Raw genomic sequence first — 14345 nt, 5'->3', positions numbered from 1 at the left:
GGTCCCATCGTCGCCGTGCGTATCGCCGCACCGGGGGCGACCGCGTGTGAGGATGGGGGTATGTCGCACGGCGAGGAACTGTTCGCTCTCGGCGGGGAAGTGACCACGGAGCCCAGCTTCGAGTCCGCCCTGCGGGGGTACGAGAAACGACAGGTCGACCGGTACGTAGCCCGTGCCGAACACGAGATCGCGGCACTGACAGCCGAGCGGGAACAGGCGTACACCCAGATACACAAGCTCGCGGGCCAGGTGGAGGTGCTCCAGCGCGACCTGGCACACGTGCGCAAGCAGGGCACCGTGGTCGACCGGGCCTCGTTCCGGCATCTGGGGCCCCGGGTGGAGCAGATCCTCACCCTCGCCGAGGAGCAGGCCGACGACATCCTCGCGGCGGCCAGCGAGGAGATCGAGGCGCGCCGCGCGGCGGCCGAGCACATCATCGAGGAAGCCCGCGAACAGGCCGCCAAGGCGCTGAAGGACTTCGAACTCGCCCTCGCCGCCCGACGGGCCGAGGAGGAGCGGCACAGCGCCGCCCGACGGGCCGAGGCGGCGGCGACCGTCACCGCCGCCAAGGAGGAGGCCGCCCGGATCCGCGAGGCGGCGCAGACCGCGCTGGCCAAGGCCCAGCAGGAGGCCACCCAGCTCCGCGACGCCGCCAAGGAGATCCACAACCGGGCCCAGCAGGAGGCCACGAAGCTGCGCGAGGCGGCCCGGGAGGCGCATGCCAAGGCCCAGCAGGAGGCCGCCCAGCTCCGCGACGCCGCCAAGGAGGTGCACCTCAAGGCGCAGCAGGAGGCGAAGCGCCTGACCGACCAGGCCACCGAGGCGGGCCGGGCGACACACGCCCGGGCACAGCAGGACGCCAAGAAGCTGACCGACCAGGCGGCCGAGGCGGCGCAGGCCACCCGGACCAAGGCCCAGCAGGAGGCGAACCAGCTCACCACGCAGGCCGCCGAGGCGGCCAAGCGCAGCCGGGCCGAGACCGAGGCGTACGTGCAGCGCATGCGCTCCGAGACCGAGGCGTACGTGCAGCAGGCGCGGGCGCAGACCCAGCAGGAACTGGGCACCTGGCGGGCCGGGGTGGAGAAGGAGGTCGCGGCGCAGCGGGAGGCGGCCGAGCGGGAGCTGACCCGGCTGCGGGAGACCGCCGACCGGAAGTTCACCAGCCGCCGCGAGGAGTTGGAGCAGCAGCACACCGCCCGGCAGGACGAACTGGAGCGGGCGTACACCGCCCGCCGGGACGAGATCGAACAGGGTGCCGCCGGGATCCGCGAGGAGGCCGAGCGGGCTGCGGCAGCCCTGCGGCAGACCACCGAGCAGGAGGTCGCCGCGCTGCGCCGGGAGACCGAGGAGCAGGTGACGACACTGCTCCGGGAGGCCGAGGAGCGGGCCACGGAGCTGCTGAGCAAGGCCGAGGCGGAGGCCACCGCGAAGCGGCGCAAGGCCGACGAGCACGTGTCGACCTCGCGGCGGCAGTTCGAGGAGTACGCCGCCACCACCCAGCAGCACCTGGCGACGACCCAGCAGCACCTCGCCGCCACCCAGCAGGAGGTGGCCGCCGGCCGGCAGCAGTTGGCCCAGGTCATGACGGAGATCGCCCAGGCCCAGCAGGAACTGGCCGACCTGCGGCAGGAGACCTGGAAGTCCCGACAGGAGTCGGACGACCTCCAGTGGACCCTGGAGGAGATCCGCCAGCAGCTCGGTGCCGAGCGGTCCCGGCTGGACGAGACGGACACCTCGGTCCGGCAGGCCGGCGAGTCGGTGGCCCTGGCCCAGGCGGAGGCCCGCCGGTTGGCCGACGTGGCCGCCGACGGCGACGGCGGCAAGCCGAAGACCCGGCCGGTCGCCGAGCCAGTCACCACCCTGGACGGTGGCGCCGCCAGCGCGGGCGTCGACGGGGAACCGACGGTGGCGGCGGTCCCCGGCTCGGGGGGCCGGGGCGCCACCCCGACGAAGATCACCAGCACCGGTGAGGGCGGGAAGCGTCCGACCAAGCCGACCACCGACGAGCGCAGCGCGAAGCCCACCAAGGTTCGCGTCGACTCGGAGTAGACGGCACCGGTATGGCTCTGACGGGACGTGTCCGACGGGCCGTGGCGGGTGTCGTCGTGACCGGGCTCCTCGGGTTGGCCGCCTGCGGCTCCGGGGAGCCCTCGTCTCCCGTTCCGGCACCGACCGGCGCTGTCGCGTCGACTCCGACGGCCGCCGCCCCCTCGGCAGCGGACCGGAGCTTCGACGCGCTGGAGGCGCGGTTCGCGGCCCGGCTCGGTGTCTTCGCGATCGACACGGGCTCCGGCGCCACGGTCACCCACCGCGCCGACGAGCGCTTCGCCTACGCCTCCACGTTCAAGGCGCTGATCGCCGCCGCCCTGCTGGACGCGACCACGCCCGCGCAGCTCGACCGGGTCGTCCGCTACACCCGGGCCGACCTGCTGGCGCACGCGCCGGTCACCCGGGAGCACGTCGGGACCGGGATGTCGCTGCGCGACCTCGCCGACGCGGCGGTCCGGTACAGCGACAACACCGCGGCCAACCTGATCCTGGCCGAACTCGGCGGCCCGGCCGGGCTCGCCCGGCACCTGCGGGCCCTCGGCGACCGGACCACGAAGCCGGTACGCACCGAGCCCGCCCTCAACGAGGCCACGCCGGGCGACGAGCGGGACACCAGCACGCCCCGGGCGCTCGCCACCGACCTGCGGGCGTACGTGCTGGGCGACGCGCTGGACGCCGGGGACCGCGCGTTGCTCACCGACTGGCTGCGCCGCAACACCACCGGCGACGCGTTGATCCGGGCCGGTGTGCCGGCCGGCTGGACGGTCGGCGACAAGACGGGCACGGCGGCCTACGGCACCCGCAACGACATCGCGGTGCTCTGGCCGCCCGAGGGCGCCCCGATCGTGCTGGCGGTGCTCTCCAGCCGGGCCGCCGAGGACGCGGAACACGACGACGCGCTGATCGCCGAGGCCACCCGGGTGACGCTCGACGCCCTGGGCCGCTGACCCCCGGCCGGGGTGGCCCGGCGCAGGTCGGCGCAGGAGTCCAGGCCAGGCCGAAGGTCAGTTCAAAGGCCGGGCCAGGTCGAAGGTCAGTTCAAAGGCCGGGCCAGGTCGAAGGGCGGCTCAGGGGTCGACTCAGGGGGCCGGGCCAGGTCAGAGGTCGGCTCGGTTCGCGGGCGGGCCGGGGACCGGCCGGTCGGCGAACGAGGCCACCGTCCGGTCGGCGTACGCGCTGACGTCCCCGGTCTCCATCGGGCCGTCCCAGGTGGTGGGCAGCGGCACCGGCACCGCCGGGTTCACCCGGCGGACCACCTCGTCGAGGACGGTCTCGGCGTCACCGACCCAGAGGTGCTTCGCCCCCGGCACTCCGATCACTTCGGCCTGCGGGATCGCGGCGAAGCGCTGCCGGGCCTCGTCGGGGCGGAGGTAGTCGTCGAACTCGGGCACCAGCGCGACCAGGGGCTTGCCGCTGTCGGCCCAGACCGCCAGGTCCTCCGGGGTGGAGTAGCGCAACGGCGGGGAGAGCAGGACGGCCCCGGTGACCGTCGGGTCGCAGCCGTGCTTCAGCGCCAGGTCGGTGCCGAACGACCAGCCGAGCAGCCAGACGTTCGGCAACTCGGCGAACTCGGCGTACTCGACGGCGGCGGCGACGTCGTACCGCTCGCCGACCGCGTTGTCGAACTCGCCCCCGCTGGTGCCGCGGACGCTGGTGGTGCCCCGGGTGTTGAAGCGGAGCACGGCCAGGTCGGCCAGGGCCGGCAGCCGCCAGGCGGCCTTGCGGAGGACGTGGCTGTCCATCATCCCGCCGTGGGTGGGGAGCGGATGCAGGCAGACCAGGGTGGCCACCGGCTCGCGGTCGAGCGGCCGGGCCAGCTCGCCGACGAGGGTCAGGCCGTCCGCGGTGTGCAGTTCGATGTCCTCGCGGTGTCCGGGCAGGATCGAGGAGGCGCGGATCGGGGTGCTCACCGGTCCAGTCTCCCGCCTCGGCGGTCCGCGCGCCGGCCGGGGGCGACTTCGGGGTGACCGAGATCGCTCAACCGTGTCGCGGGGCGCCGCGACCGCGCTGGACGGCCGGGCCCCGCCGATCCCGCGCCCGCCAGCACCCGTTGTGCCAGTGCCGGCGGTCGGTCAGGTCGCCCCACCCGTCCGCCGGCCAGGCCACCAGGTGCGCCACCCCCGGACGGATCTCCTGGTCACATCCGGGACAGCGGTACGTCTTGCTCGACGCGCCACCGCTGATGCCGCGCACCTGCCACTCGCCGTCCCGCCACCGCTCGACCGTGGGGACGCCGTGGCGGGCCCGCTCGGCGTCCAGGTGGGCGGTGTCGTCCCGGCGGGGGCGGTTGCGACGAGGGCTCACGCCATCCAGCGTACGGGCGCTCGCGGGTCGTCGGCGCTCCGGCCACCGCCGGTTCGACACGGCGGCGACCGGTGCCCGGGCGGCGGTCCGGGCCGGCGCGGTGACTCCGGCGAGGGCGGTCAGTGGGACGTGTGGTCGCGGAATCCCCGGCCGCTCCCGCGGCCCAGGTAACCGGCGGTGACCAGGTGTTCCAGCAGCGGCGCGGGCGCGAATCCGGGATCACGCAGTTCGCGGTAGAGCGTGCGCTCGACGGCCAGGGCGACGTCCAGCCCGACCCTGTCGAGCAGCGCGAACGGACCCGTCGGGTAGGCGCAGCCGAGCGTCATCGCGTGGTCGATGTCGTCGGTGGTGGAGTAACCCGCCTCCAGCATCTTCACCGCGTCGTTGAGGTACGGGAAGAGCAGCGCGTTGACGATGAAGCCGGCGCGGTCCCCGCAGACCACGGCGGTCTTGTCGAGCCGGGCGGCGACGGCGCGGGCGGTGGCCACCGCGTCCGGCGAGGTGCGGATGGTCCGGACGATCTCCACCAGCGACGTCGCCGGCACCGGGTCGAAGACGTGCACCCCCACCACGTCGGCGGGGCGCTGGGTGGCCATCGCCAGGTCGATCACCGGCAGGGTGGCGGTGGTGGTGGCCAGCACCACGCCCGGCTTGCAGATCTCGTCGAGGTCGGCGAAGAGGGCCTTCTTCGTGCCCGGGTCCTCGGCCACCGCCTCGACCACCAGGTCGACGTCGGCGAGGTGGTCGAGCGCCGCCGACCAGGTGATCCGGCCGAGGGCGGCGTCCCGCCCGGCCTCGTCGAGCCGGCCCCGGAGCACGTCCTCGGCCAACGACGTGGTGACCGTCTCCCGGACCCGGGCGTCCTCCTCGCCCCGGGCCACCGACACCACCCGGTACCCGGCGCGCGCCAGGGCCTCGACGATCCCGCCGGCCGTCGTCCCACCGCCGACCACGCCGACCGTGTCGACCGCCCGCGCGCCGTCGAGGAGCGCGGTCTCCGCCACCACCGGCGTCCGCTCGTCCGGTACGACCACCGGCGACCCCGGACGCTCGTAGGTGTAGAAGCCCCGGCCGGACTTCCGGCCGAGCAGTCCTGCCGTCACCATCTGCCGCAGCAGCGGCGCCGGCGCGTGCCGGCGGTCCCGCCCGCCCCGCCGGTACATCGTGTCCAGGATCTCGTACGCGGTGTCCAGGCCGATCAGGTCCAGCAGCGTCAGCGGCCCCATCGGCAGTCCACCGCCGAGCTTCATCGCGGCGTCGATGTCCTCGCGGGTGGCGTAGCGCGCCTCGACCATCCCGACGGCCTGGTTGAGGTAGCCGAAGAGCAGGTGGTTGGCGATGAAGCCGGCCCGGTCGCCGATGGTGACGCCGACCTTGCCCAGGCGGACGCAGAGCGCTTCGACATCGGCCACCACCTCGGGGGCGGTGACCACCGTCCGGACCACCTCGACCAGCTTCATGACCGGCGCCGGGTTGAAGAAGTGAACGCCGACGACCTGCTGGGGACGCCCGGTGGCGACCGCGATGTCGGTGACGCTCAGCGACGAGGTGTTGGTGGCGAGGACGGCCTCGGGCCGGCAGATCCGGTCCAGCTCGGCGAAGAGCCGCTGCTTCAGGTCGAGACGCTCGGGAACGGCCTCGATCACCAGGTCCACCGAGTCCAGGGCGGCCAGCCCGACGGCGAAGTTCACCCGCCCCAGCAGGGCGTCCCGGTCGGCCGGGGCGAGCTTCCCCCGGGCCACGGCCCGATCGGTCGAACCGGTCAGCGTCCGGCGACCGCGCTCCAGCGCGTCCTCGGCGATCTCCACCGCCACGACGTCGATGCCGTTGCGGGCGAACACCTCGACGATCCCGGCACCCATGGTGCCCAGTCCGACAACGCCCACGCTGGTGAACTCGCGCGCCACGACCGGCCTCCCGTCGCTCCCGGACCGCCGCTTGAACGGTCGCTAAGGTTCTGCGCGCGAGTCTGCCACGTGACGCCGGGTCCGCGACACGTGGTGGGACCTGTCACCGGGTCCCGTCGACCGCCTCGGCTGCGGCGCGCAGGGCCGGTGGGCCACCGGCCGACAGGGACGGCGGATTGGCGACCGGCAGCGGCAGCGTCGCGCGCTGGTGCCGGCGCATCACGCCGAAGCTCAGCCCCACCGGGTCGGTCAGAGCCACACCCGGATCGAAGAAACGCAGTTCCGTGCGGCCGAGCCGGATGACGTCGCCGTCCGTGAGCGGCTCCACGTCGAAGATCCGGCGGTCGTTGAGCCAGGTGCCGTTCGTCGACCCGAGGTCGTTCAGGATGACCATGTCGCCCTCGCTCCGCACCACGGCGTGCCGCCGGCTCAGGTGCGGGTCGTCGACGACGATGTCCACGGTCGGCGCTCGGCCGATCACCAGTGGACCCGGCCGGAGCCGGAAGCGGGCACCCCGCATCGGCCCACCAGCCACCGTCAGTACTGGCAGAAGCTCCGGGTGATCCTCCATGGACAATCCGCCCCTCTACCCCACCGGCACACCCCGTGACACAGGTTGCCACCAAACGGCCGTCGGCTCCACCGCCGGCCGGTCACCTCGCCGGCCACGGCCGGCCACCTCACGTTCACCGATTCGGCCGACCGGGGCGCCGCCGTCGGACAGTTGGGACGGGGCGACGTTACCGTGAGCCGGAACCGGGGAGCGCGGTGACACCCCACGATGGGCACACCTCGGAGCCGGAACACCGAACGTGTCACCGCAGCTCCGGAACGTGACCCTACCGGTCGGTAAGCCCCCGGTCTAGACTTCCTCCATGACGGTTGCGAACGCACCGGGGACGCCGCTCCTCGACGACGGCCGACTCGTCTCGACCAGCCCCGCGACCGGTGTCGAAGTGGGTCGCCTCCCACTGGCCACCACAGAGGACGTCCGCCGCGCCGTGGAGCGGGGCCGCGCCGCGGGCGCCCGGTGGGCGGGGCTCGGTTTCACCGGCCGTCGCGCCCGGCTGTTGCGCTGGCGGACGCTGCTGGCCCAGCGCGTCGAGCAGCTCGCCGAGCTGGTGCACGCCGAGGGCGGCAAGCCGGTCGCCGACGCTGTCGTCGAGGCGGTCACCGCCATCGAGCACGTCGACTGGGCCGCCCGCAACGCCGCCCGGGTGCTCGGGCCGCGCCGGGTCCGGTCCCGGCTGATCCTCGCCGAGTTCTCCGGCCACCTGGAATACCAGCCGTACGGCGTGGTCGGCGTCATCGGCCCGTGGAACTACCCGGTCTTCACCCCGGTCGGCTCCATCGCGTACGCCCTGGCGGCCGGGAACGCCGTGGTGTTCAAGCCCAGCGAGTACACCCCCCTGGTCGGGCAGTGGCTGGTCGACACCTTCGCCGAGGCGGTCGGCGAACAGTCGGTCCTCACCGCCGTGCACGGGTTCGGCGACGTCGGCGCGGCGCTCTGCCGTTCCGGGGTGGACAAGCTGGCCTTCACCGGCTCCGCCGCCACCGCGAAGAAGGTGATGGCGGCCTGCGCCGAGTCGCTGACCCCGGTGCTGGTGGAGGCGGGCGGCAAGGACGCGATGATCGTGGACGGTGACGCCGACCTGGACGCGGCGGCCGAGGCCTGCGTCTGGGGCGCGTTCATGAACGCGGGTCAGACCTGCATCGGCATCGAGCGGGTGTACGCGGTCGAGCCGGTCTTCGACGCCTTCGTGGCGAAGGTGGTGGAGCGCGCCGGCCGGCTGACCGTCGGCGCGGACGGCGCGGACATCGGCCCGATCACCATGCCCGCCCAGCTCGACGTCATCCGCCGGCACATCGACGACGCGCTCGCCCGGGGCGGCCGGGCCGTGCTCGGTGGCGCGGACGCCGTCCAGCCGCCCTTCGTCCACCCGACCGTGCTGGTGGACGTGCCGGAGGACTCGGCCGCCGTGCGGGAGGAGACCTTCGGCCCGACCCTGACCATCAACCGGGTGCCCGACGTCGACGAGGCGGTGGCCCGCGCCAACGCCGTCCCGTACGGCCTGGGTGGCGCGGTCTTCGGCCGGCGGCGGGCGGTGGCCGTCGCGCGGCGACTGCGGTCCGGGATGGCCTCGGTGAACTCGGTGCTCTCCTTCGCCGGCATGTCCACCCTCCCCTTCGGTGGGGTGGGCGAGTCCGGCTTCGGCCGGATCCACGGCGAGGACGGCCTCCGCGAGTTCGGCCGACCGAAGTCGGTCACCCGGCGGCGCGGCCCGTCGCTGCTCCCCGCGATGACCTTCGAGCGGACCCCACGGGACGTCGCCCGCATGGTCAAGGCGGCAAAGATGATGTACGGCCGCTGAGCCCGCCGGGGCGGGCCGGCGTCCCGTCACCGCACAGGCCGGCCCGCTGTGGCGGACCGGCCGGTCGGTCGGTTCAGAAGAGGGTCAGCTCGTCGCGCTCGATGCCGCGCAGCTTGTCGTAGTCGACGACCACGCAGCGGATGCCCCGGTCGGTGGCGAGCACCCGTGCCTGGGGCTTGATCTCCTGGGCGGCGAAGACACCGGCCACCGGAGCGAGGAGCGGGTCCCGGTTGAGCAGTTCCAGGTACCGGGTGAGCTGCTCGACCCCGTCGATCTCACCGCGTCGCTTGACCTCGACCGCCACGGTGCCCTGGTCGGCGTCCCGGCAGAGCAGGTCGACCGGACCGATCGCGGTCATGTACTCGCGGCGGACCAGGGTGTACCCCTCCCCCAGGGTCTCCGGGTTGGCGGCGAGCAGCTCCTGGAGGTGCGCCTCCACCCCGTCCTTGCGCAGCCCCGGGTCGACACCCAGCTCGTACGAGGTGTCCTGGAAGATCTCCTCCAGGGTGATCCGTAGTTCCTCACCGGCCTTGTTGACCACCCGCCACACCCCGGGGGCCTCCTGCAGCCGGCAGGGCGGGCTCATCCAGTTCAGGGGCTTGTACGCCCGGTCGTCGGCGTGGATGGAGACCGACCCGTCCGCCTTCACCATCAGCAGCCGGGTGGCCGGCGGCAGATGGGCCGAGAGCCGTCCGACGTAGTCCACCGAGCACTTCGCAATCACCAGACGCACCCGACGAGGGTAGCGGAGCGACCGGCCGTCGCCACCGAGCACCGCTGGCGCGCCGGTGCGATCCTGGACGGGTGTTCGAAATCCTCACCGGATCCGGGTTGGCCGCCTCGGCCGGCCTGAACGCCTACATCCCCCTGCTCACCATGGGGCTGCTGGCCCGCTACACCGACGTCATCACCCTGCCGGCGGGTTGGCAGTGGCTCGGCGACGGATGGGTCATCGCGATCCTGGTCGTGCTGCTCGCCGTGGAGGTGGTCGCGGACAAGGTGCCGGTGGTCGACCACGTCAACGACGTCGTCCAGACGGTGGTCCGTCCGACCGCCGGTGGGCTCGCCTTCGGGGCCGGCTCCAGTTCGGAGACGGTCACCGTCAGCGATCCCGGCCAGTTCTTCTCGTCCAGCGACTGGGTGCCGGTGGTGGTGGGCGTGCTGATCGCCCTCGGGGTGCACCTGCTGAAGTCGGCGGCTCGGCCGATCGTCAACGCCAGCACGGCCGGCGTCGGCGCTCCGGTCGCCAGCACCGCCGAGGACGCCACCAGCGTGGTGATGTCCCTGGTGGCGATCCTCCTACCGGTACTGGTGCTGGTCCTCCTGGTCGGGCTGGTCGTCTTCGTCTTCTGGTTCCTGCGTCGGCGCGCCGACCGTCGCCGAAGACGTCGGGTCCCGCTCTGACAGCGACGTCCCGCCCGGACGGACGCGGACAGGCGTGTGGGCCGGCACCCCGGGTTCGGGGTGCCGGCCCACACGTGTGATCAGGGTCAGCTGTTCCAGTGCTCGGCGACCAGGTCGGCGGCCTGCTTCTCCCACTGCGCGTAGTGGTCGGGGTACGCCGACACCTGCACCGTCTGCGCGGCCCGGGTCAGCGGCATGTCCTTCCAACCCTCGACCTGCTTCAGGCCCTTCAGGAACGCCGTCGTCGAGTACTCCGGGTCGGTGATCTGCTCGACCGTGCCCCAACCCGACGACGGACGCTGCTGGAACAGGCCCTGCGAGTCGTGGTCGTTGCGGTCACCCAGATGACCCAGGTTCTCCAGCTTCGACTCCTGCAGACTCGTCGCGATCGCGACCACGGCAGCCCGCTCGTCCATCCCGGCCTTCTTCGTCGCCGCGACGATCGCCTTCACGTTCGCCGTCTGCTCGGCGTCCAGCGGAATCCGCGACTGCCCGCCCGGCACACCGTTCGGCATCAGCTTCCCGGCATCCGGCTTCTCCGCCTGCACCACGGCCACAGGGGTGGCCGGGGCAGCCTGGGCGGGGCCGTCCAGCACGGTGCCGACCGGACCACCGACCACACCACCGGCGAACGCCAGACCAGCCACACCGAGAACAGTCTTACGCAGCATCGTGTTCATGGGGGAACTCCAATCGGGGGATCGACACCCCGGCGTAGGGGACACCGGGCACACGAGCACCGTCAGGCACCCGAACAAAAGTCAGAAGGGGATCACTCGCACCGGCGGAAGGCCCTCACGCTGCCCGTCCACGCCGGCGAACCATGTACAACGACCCGCCACCCGCCGGCATTCCACCGACCAGGCCCGCGCACCCCACCCACCAGCAGGGCGCCTTCCTCGGCCGTCGACCCGGTACAACCACCGGCCCACCCCCACCATTCCCCGACCGCCAACCCGACCAAAGCGACCCCGACACCCGCGACGAATGGGCACAGACCGGACATGATTCCTGGCCGGATGTCCGGCGTACGGGCCAAACCGACACTGCGATCATCTCCTGGTGTTCCTGAAGAAGTTCCACGTCTTCCTGCTCGTCGCCGCTCTGGTCGCCGGGGCCGGTGTCGCCATCCTGGCCTGGGACGGTGGTCAGAGGCTCACCGAGGCGGGAGCCTGGGTCACCCGGGCACCGGCGACGCCCGGCCCGGGCGGCCCGGATGTCTCCGCCACGCCATCGACCCCGGACGCCCCGGGTCGACCGGGCGACTCGACCGGAACCCCGGGACGGATCCCCGGTGCGACGCGGCCCGGGACCCGCCCGCCGGTCGTCGACCACGGACCCCGCACGGGCAACAAGGTCGCACTCACCTTCGACGCGGACATGACGGACGCGATGCTGTACCAGTTGCGGACCGGACGGGTGCGGTCGTACGCGAACATGCGGATCATCGAGCTGCTGGAGCGGGAGGAGGTGCCGGCCACCTTCTTCCTCACCGGCAAGTGGGTGGAGCGGTATCCCGAGGTGACCCGGCGGCTGGCCGGAAACCCGCGCTTCGAGCTGGCCAACCACAGCTACGGGCACCTGGCCTTCACGTCGGACTGCTACAACCTGCCCCGGCTCCCCGCCGCAGGGATGACCTCGGACGTGGCGCGGACGTTCGAGGTCGTGGCGGCGTACGGCGGACGACAGACGCGGTACTTCCGCTTTCCCGGGCTCTGCCACGACGGCCCGGCGCTGGCCGCGCTCGCGCCGCTGGGTACGACCGTGGTCGACGGGGACGTGGTGAGCGGAGATCCGTTCGCCACCGCCTGGCGTCCGATCGTCCGGGCCGTGCTCAGCCAGGTGAAGCCGGGTTCGGTGATCGTCCTGCACGTCACCGAGGCCAACGCCGCCATGACCGACGAGGCGCTCCCGCACATCCTCGCCGGGCTGGCCGAACGCAATCTGACCCCGGCTCCGCTCTCCGAGGTGCTCGGGGACGGACTTCCCGCCGATCCCGCCTGAACGAAAGTCGCCAAAGACATAAAATCTGGTCATAACGACCAGAGGAGACCGTGATGACCAGCGCCGTCCAGATGCCCCCCGTCGAGGAGTGCACCGTCACCCGGTGCTCGTACAACGAGAACGGCTGCCGGGCGTTCGCGATCACGGTGGGCAGCAGCGCCCACGCCCGCTGCCACACGTTCGTGGAGATGCCGGTACGCGGTGGCATCGAGATGCTGGTCGCCCAGGTGGGCGCGTGCCAGCGGGCCGACTGTCGGCACAACTCCGAACTCGAGTGCCACGCCCCGGGCATCCGGGTCGGCGAGGAGAGCGCCGACTGCCTGACCTACGCCCCGGCCTGAGCCACCCACCGGCCCGGGCCGGCCACCCCGGTCACCGGTCGTCAGGGCGCCTCGTCCAGGGCCGGGGAGTCCGAGTTACCGGCGAGTCACCGGGGCCGGTGAAAAACCACACAGCCCGGCGCGGCGTCGTCTGCCGGACACCGGGCACGAACGGCACCGGACCGGCCGTGCCCGGCGGTCGGCCCGGTCGGCGCAGGTCGCACACTTGACGGCATGGATGACGAGCTGGCGATCTCGGTACGGGGGCTGCGCAAGGCGTACGGCGGCAACGTCGCGGTGGCCGGCGTGGACCTGGCCGTCCGGCGCGGTGAGGTGTTCGCGTTGCTCGGTCCGAACGGCGCGGGCAAGACCACCACCGTGGAGATCCTGGAGGGCTACCGGCAGCGGGACGCGGGCGAGGTGCACGTCCTCGGGGTCGACCCGGCGCACCCGACCCCGGACTGGCGGTCCCGGATCGGCATGGTGCTCCAGGGCACCGGGGAGTTCGACGAGCTGACCGTCGCCGAGGTGGTCGGGCACTTCGCCGCGTTCTACCCGGATGCCGACGACCCGGTGAAGGTCATCGAGCGGGTCGGGCTGACCGGCAAGGCGAAGGCCCGCACGCACACGCTCTCCGGCGGACAGAAGCGTCGACTCGACGTGGCGCTCGGCATCGTGGGTCGACCCGAGCTGCTCTTCCTCGACGAACCGACCACCGGTTTCGACCCGGAGGCCCGGCGCGAGTTCTGGGAGCTGATCCGCGATCTGAACGCCGCCGGCACCACCATCCTGCTGACCACGCACTACCTGGACGAGGCGGAGGCGCTCGCCGACCGGGTCGGGGTGATCGCCGCAGGCCGGGTGGTCGAGGTCGCTCCCCCGAGCCGGCTGGGCAACCGGCAGGAGGCCGTGGCGACGGTCTCCTGGCGTACCCCGGACGGCGTGGTGGAGAGCGCGGAGAGCGCCACGCCGACGGCGCTGGTGGCCGAGTTGGCCACGCGGTACGGCGGCGAGGTGCCCGGTCTCACCGTGACCCGGCCGACCCTGGAAGACGTCTACCTGCGGATGATCGGACATTGATGACCACCACGACGAAGCCGGCCACGCCCACCGCCGACGCGACCCGGACCCGGCGGACCGGGGCGCTCGCCCTCGGGCTGCGTCAGGGGCGGCTGGAGATCACGCAGTTCCTGCGCAGCCGGGAGTCGGTCGTGTTCACGATGGGCTTCCCGATCATCATGATCCTGATCTTCGCGTCGATCTTCGACGACGAGATCGCCCCCGGCGTCAGCTACACGCAGTACTTCATCACCGGCATGATCGCGGCCGGGCTGATGACGGTGAGCTTCCAGAACCTCGGCATCTGGATCCCGATCGAGCGGGACCGGGGCGTGCTCAAGCGGTACCGGGGCACCCCGATGCCGAAGTGGGTCTACTTCGCCGGCAAGGTGATCATGGTGGTGGTGATCGGCATCGCCGAGACCGCGCTGCTGCTCGCCGTCTCGGTGGCGCTGTTCGACCTGGACCTGCCGGGCACCGCCGGCAAGTGGCTCACCTTCGCCTGGGTCTCGGTGCTCGGGGTGACCGCCTGCACCCTGTGCGGCATCGCCATCTCGTCGTTGGCCCGCACCGCCCGCAGCGGCTCCGCCGTGGTGACCCCGGTGGCCCTGGTGCTCCAGTTCATCTCCGGGGTCTTCTTCGTCTTCACCAACCTGCCGGCCTGGATGCAGCAGGTGGCGGCGCTCTTCCCGCTCAAGTGGATGTGTCAGGGGCTGCGCTCGGTCTTCCTGCCGGAGAGCTTCGCCGCCCGCGAGCCGGGCGGCTCCTTCGAGCTGGACCGGGTCGCCCTGGTGCTCGTCGCGTGGTGCGTGATCGGCCTGCTGCTCTGCCTCGGCACCTTCCGCTGGACCACCCGCCGCGACGGCTGACGCCGGGGCCGAAGCTCAGGCCTCGGCCAGAGCTGGGGTGGTAGCTGAGGACCGGGC

At 72.7% G+C, this 14345-nt stretch carries 14 protein-coding genes; 8 read left to right on the top strand and 6 right to left on the bottom strand.

All coding sequences use genetic code 11. The features are described 5' to 3' along the window. Nucleotides 1-60: 60 nt before the first annotated feature. On the top strand, nucleotides 61-2049 hold the full coding sequence (locus tag GA0070618_RS16210) for a coiled-coil domain-containing protein (protein ID WP_088982387.1): 1989 nt from the start codon (nucleotides 61-63) through the stop codon (nucleotides 2047-2049). An 11-nt stretch (nucleotides 2050-2060) separates the two neighbouring features. Further along, nucleotides 2061-2996 (top strand): class A beta-lactamase, encoded by a 936-nt coding sequence (gene bla / locus GA0070618_RS16205; RefSeq protein WP_088982386.1) that lies wholly within the window; start codon nucleotides 2061-2063, stop codon nucleotides 2994-2996. A 150-nt stretch (nucleotides 2997-3146) separates the two neighbouring features. Here bla and GA0070618_RS16200 read toward each other — a convergent pair whose 3' ends face one another. The 4 genes from GA0070618_RS16200 to GA0070618_RS16185 all read right to left on the bottom strand — a co-directional run bounded on the left by GA0070618_RS16200 (nucleotide 3147) and on the right by GA0070618_RS16185 (nucleotide 6780). Continuing rightward, complete coding sequence (locus tag GA0070618_RS16200) at nucleotides 3147-3959, bottom strand: alpha/beta hydrolase (RefSeq protein ID WP_088982385.1); 813 nt, start codon at nucleotides 3957-3959, stop codon at nucleotides 3147-3149. 67 nt (nucleotides 3960-4026) lie between these two features. Next, on the bottom strand, nucleotides 4027-4353 hold the full coding sequence (locus GA0070618_RS16195; protein ID WP_172900298.1) for a ligand-gated ion channel: 327 nt from the start codon (nucleotides 4351-4353) through the stop codon (nucleotides 4027-4029). Nucleotides 4354-4472: 119 nt separating this feature from the next. Next, on the bottom strand, nucleotides 4473-6260 hold the full coding sequence (locus GA0070618_RS16190) for a 3-hydroxyacyl-CoA dehydrogenase family protein (RefSeq protein WP_088982384.1): 1788 nt from the start codon (nucleotides 6258-6260) through the stop codon (nucleotides 4473-4475). Nucleotides 6261-6363: 103 nt separating this feature from the next. Next, a complete protein-coding gene (locus GA0070618_RS16185) occupies nucleotides 6364-6780 on the bottom strand; it encodes an FHA domain-containing protein (protein WP_231931758.1) in 417 nt (138 codons plus the stop codon). A gap of 355 nt (nucleotides 6781-7135) precedes the next feature. Here GA0070618_RS16185 and GA0070618_RS16180 point away from each other — a divergent pair, with 355 nt between their 5' ends. Then, the gene (locus tag GA0070618_RS16180; RefSeq protein WP_088982382.1) at nucleotides 7136-8632 is read left to right on the top strand and encodes an aldehyde dehydrogenase family protein; all 1497 of its coding nucleotides are present in this window, start codon (nucleotides 7136-7138) and stop codon (nucleotides 8630-8632) included. Between the two features lie 73 nt (nucleotides 8633-8705). Here the strand turns inward: GA0070618_RS16180 and nucS are convergent, their stop codons facing one another. Then, nucleotides 8706-9365 (bottom strand): endonuclease NucS, encoded by a 660-nt coding sequence (nucS, locus tag GA0070618_RS16175; RefSeq protein ID WP_088985570.1) that lies wholly within the window; start codon nucleotides 9363-9365, stop codon nucleotides 8706-8708. A gap of 71 nt (nucleotides 9366-9436) precedes the next feature. Here nucS and GA0070618_RS16170 point away from each other — a divergent pair, with 71 nt between their 5' ends. After that, on the top strand, nucleotides 9437-10036 hold the full coding sequence (locus tag GA0070618_RS16170) for a DUF4126 domain-containing protein (protein WP_088982381.1): 600 nt from the start codon (nucleotides 9437-9439) through the stop codon (nucleotides 10034-10036). A gap of 86 nt (nucleotides 10037-10122) precedes the next feature. Here the strand turns inward: GA0070618_RS16170 and GA0070618_RS16165 are convergent, their stop codons facing one another. Beyond that, nucleotides 10123-10716, bottom strand: a complete 594-nt coding sequence (locus tag GA0070618_RS16165; protein ID WP_088982380.1) for a hypothetical protein — start codon at nucleotides 10714-10716, stop codon at nucleotides 10123-10125. A 382-nt stretch (nucleotides 10717-11098) separates the two neighbouring features. Here GA0070618_RS16165 and GA0070618_RS16160 point away from each other — a divergent pair, with 382 nt between their 5' ends. The 4 genes from GA0070618_RS16160 to GA0070618_RS16145 all read left to right on the top strand — a co-directional run bounded on the left by GA0070618_RS16160 (nucleotide 11099) and on the right by GA0070618_RS16145 (nucleotide 14288). Further along, a complete protein-coding gene (locus GA0070618_RS16160; protein WP_231931757.1) occupies nucleotides 11099-12040 on the top strand; it encodes a polysaccharide deacetylase family protein in 942 nt (313 codons plus the stop codon). A 53-nt stretch (nucleotides 12041-12093) separates the two neighbouring features. After that, nucleotides 12094-12381, top strand: coding sequence for a DUF1540 domain-containing protein (locus tag GA0070618_RS16155; protein WP_088982379.1), 288 nt, complete (start codon nucleotides 12094-12096; stop codon nucleotides 12379-12381). Nucleotides 12382-12594: 213 nt separating this feature from the next. Next, entirely contained in the window at nucleotides 12595-13440 is an 846-nt protein-coding gene (locus GA0070618_RS16150; protein WP_088982378.1) for an ABC transporter ATP-binding protein, read from the top strand. Then, on the top strand, nucleotides 13440-14288 hold the full coding sequence (locus GA0070618_RS16145; RefSeq protein WP_088982377.1) for an ABC transporter permease: 849 nt from the start codon (nucleotides 13440-13442) through the stop codon (nucleotides 14286-14288). Before GA0070618_RS16150 ends, GA0070618_RS16145 begins: the two co-directional genes overlap by 1 nt. Nucleotides 14289-14345: the final 57 nt, after the last annotated feature.

The sequence above is a fragment of the Micromonospora echinospora genome (assembly GCF_900091495.1).
GTDB classification, from domain to species: Bacteria; Actinomycetota; Actinomycetes; order Mycobacteriales; family Micromonosporaceae; genus Micromonospora; species Micromonospora echinospora.
Note: the sequence above shows the minus strand (reverse complement) of the source record. Positions and strands in the feature narration are given on the sequence as shown.

What these genes read in the sequence shown, in the direction of transcription:
- GA0070618_RS16210 (WP_088982387.1), top strand. Translation starts at nt 61, where the DNA reads ATGTCGCACGGCGAGGAACTGTTCGCTCTCGGCGGGGAAGTGACCACG.
- bla (WP_088982386.1), top strand. Translation starts at nt 2,061, where the DNA reads ATGGCTCTGACGGGACGTGTCCGACGGGCCGTGGCGGGTGTCGTCGTG.
- GA0070618_RS16185 (WP_231931758.1), bottom strand. Translation starts at nt 6,780, where the DNA reads ATGCGGGGTGCCCGCTTCCGGCTCCGGCCGGGTCCACTGGTGATCGGC.
- GA0070618_RS16180 (WP_088982382.1), top strand. Translation starts at nt 7,136, where the DNA reads ATGACGGTTGCGAACGCACCGGGGACGCCGCTCCTCGACGACGGCCGA.
- GA0070618_RS16165 (WP_088982380.1), bottom strand. Translation starts at nt 10,716, where the DNA reads ATGAACACGATGCTGCGTAAGACTGTTCTCGGTGTGGCTGGTCTGGCG.
- GA0070618_RS16155 (WP_088982379.1), top strand. Translation starts at nt 12,094, where the DNA reads ATGACCAGCGCCGTCCAGATGCCCCCCGTCGAGGAGTGCACCGTCACC.
- GA0070618_RS16150 (WP_088982378.1), top strand. Translation starts at nt 12,595, where the DNA reads ATGGATGACGAGCTGGCGATCTCGGTACGGGGGCTGCGCAAGGCGTAC.
- GA0070618_RS16145 (WP_088982377.1), top strand. Translation starts at nt 13,440, where the DNA reads ATGACCACCACGACGAAGCCGGCCACGCCCACCGCCGACGCGACCCGG.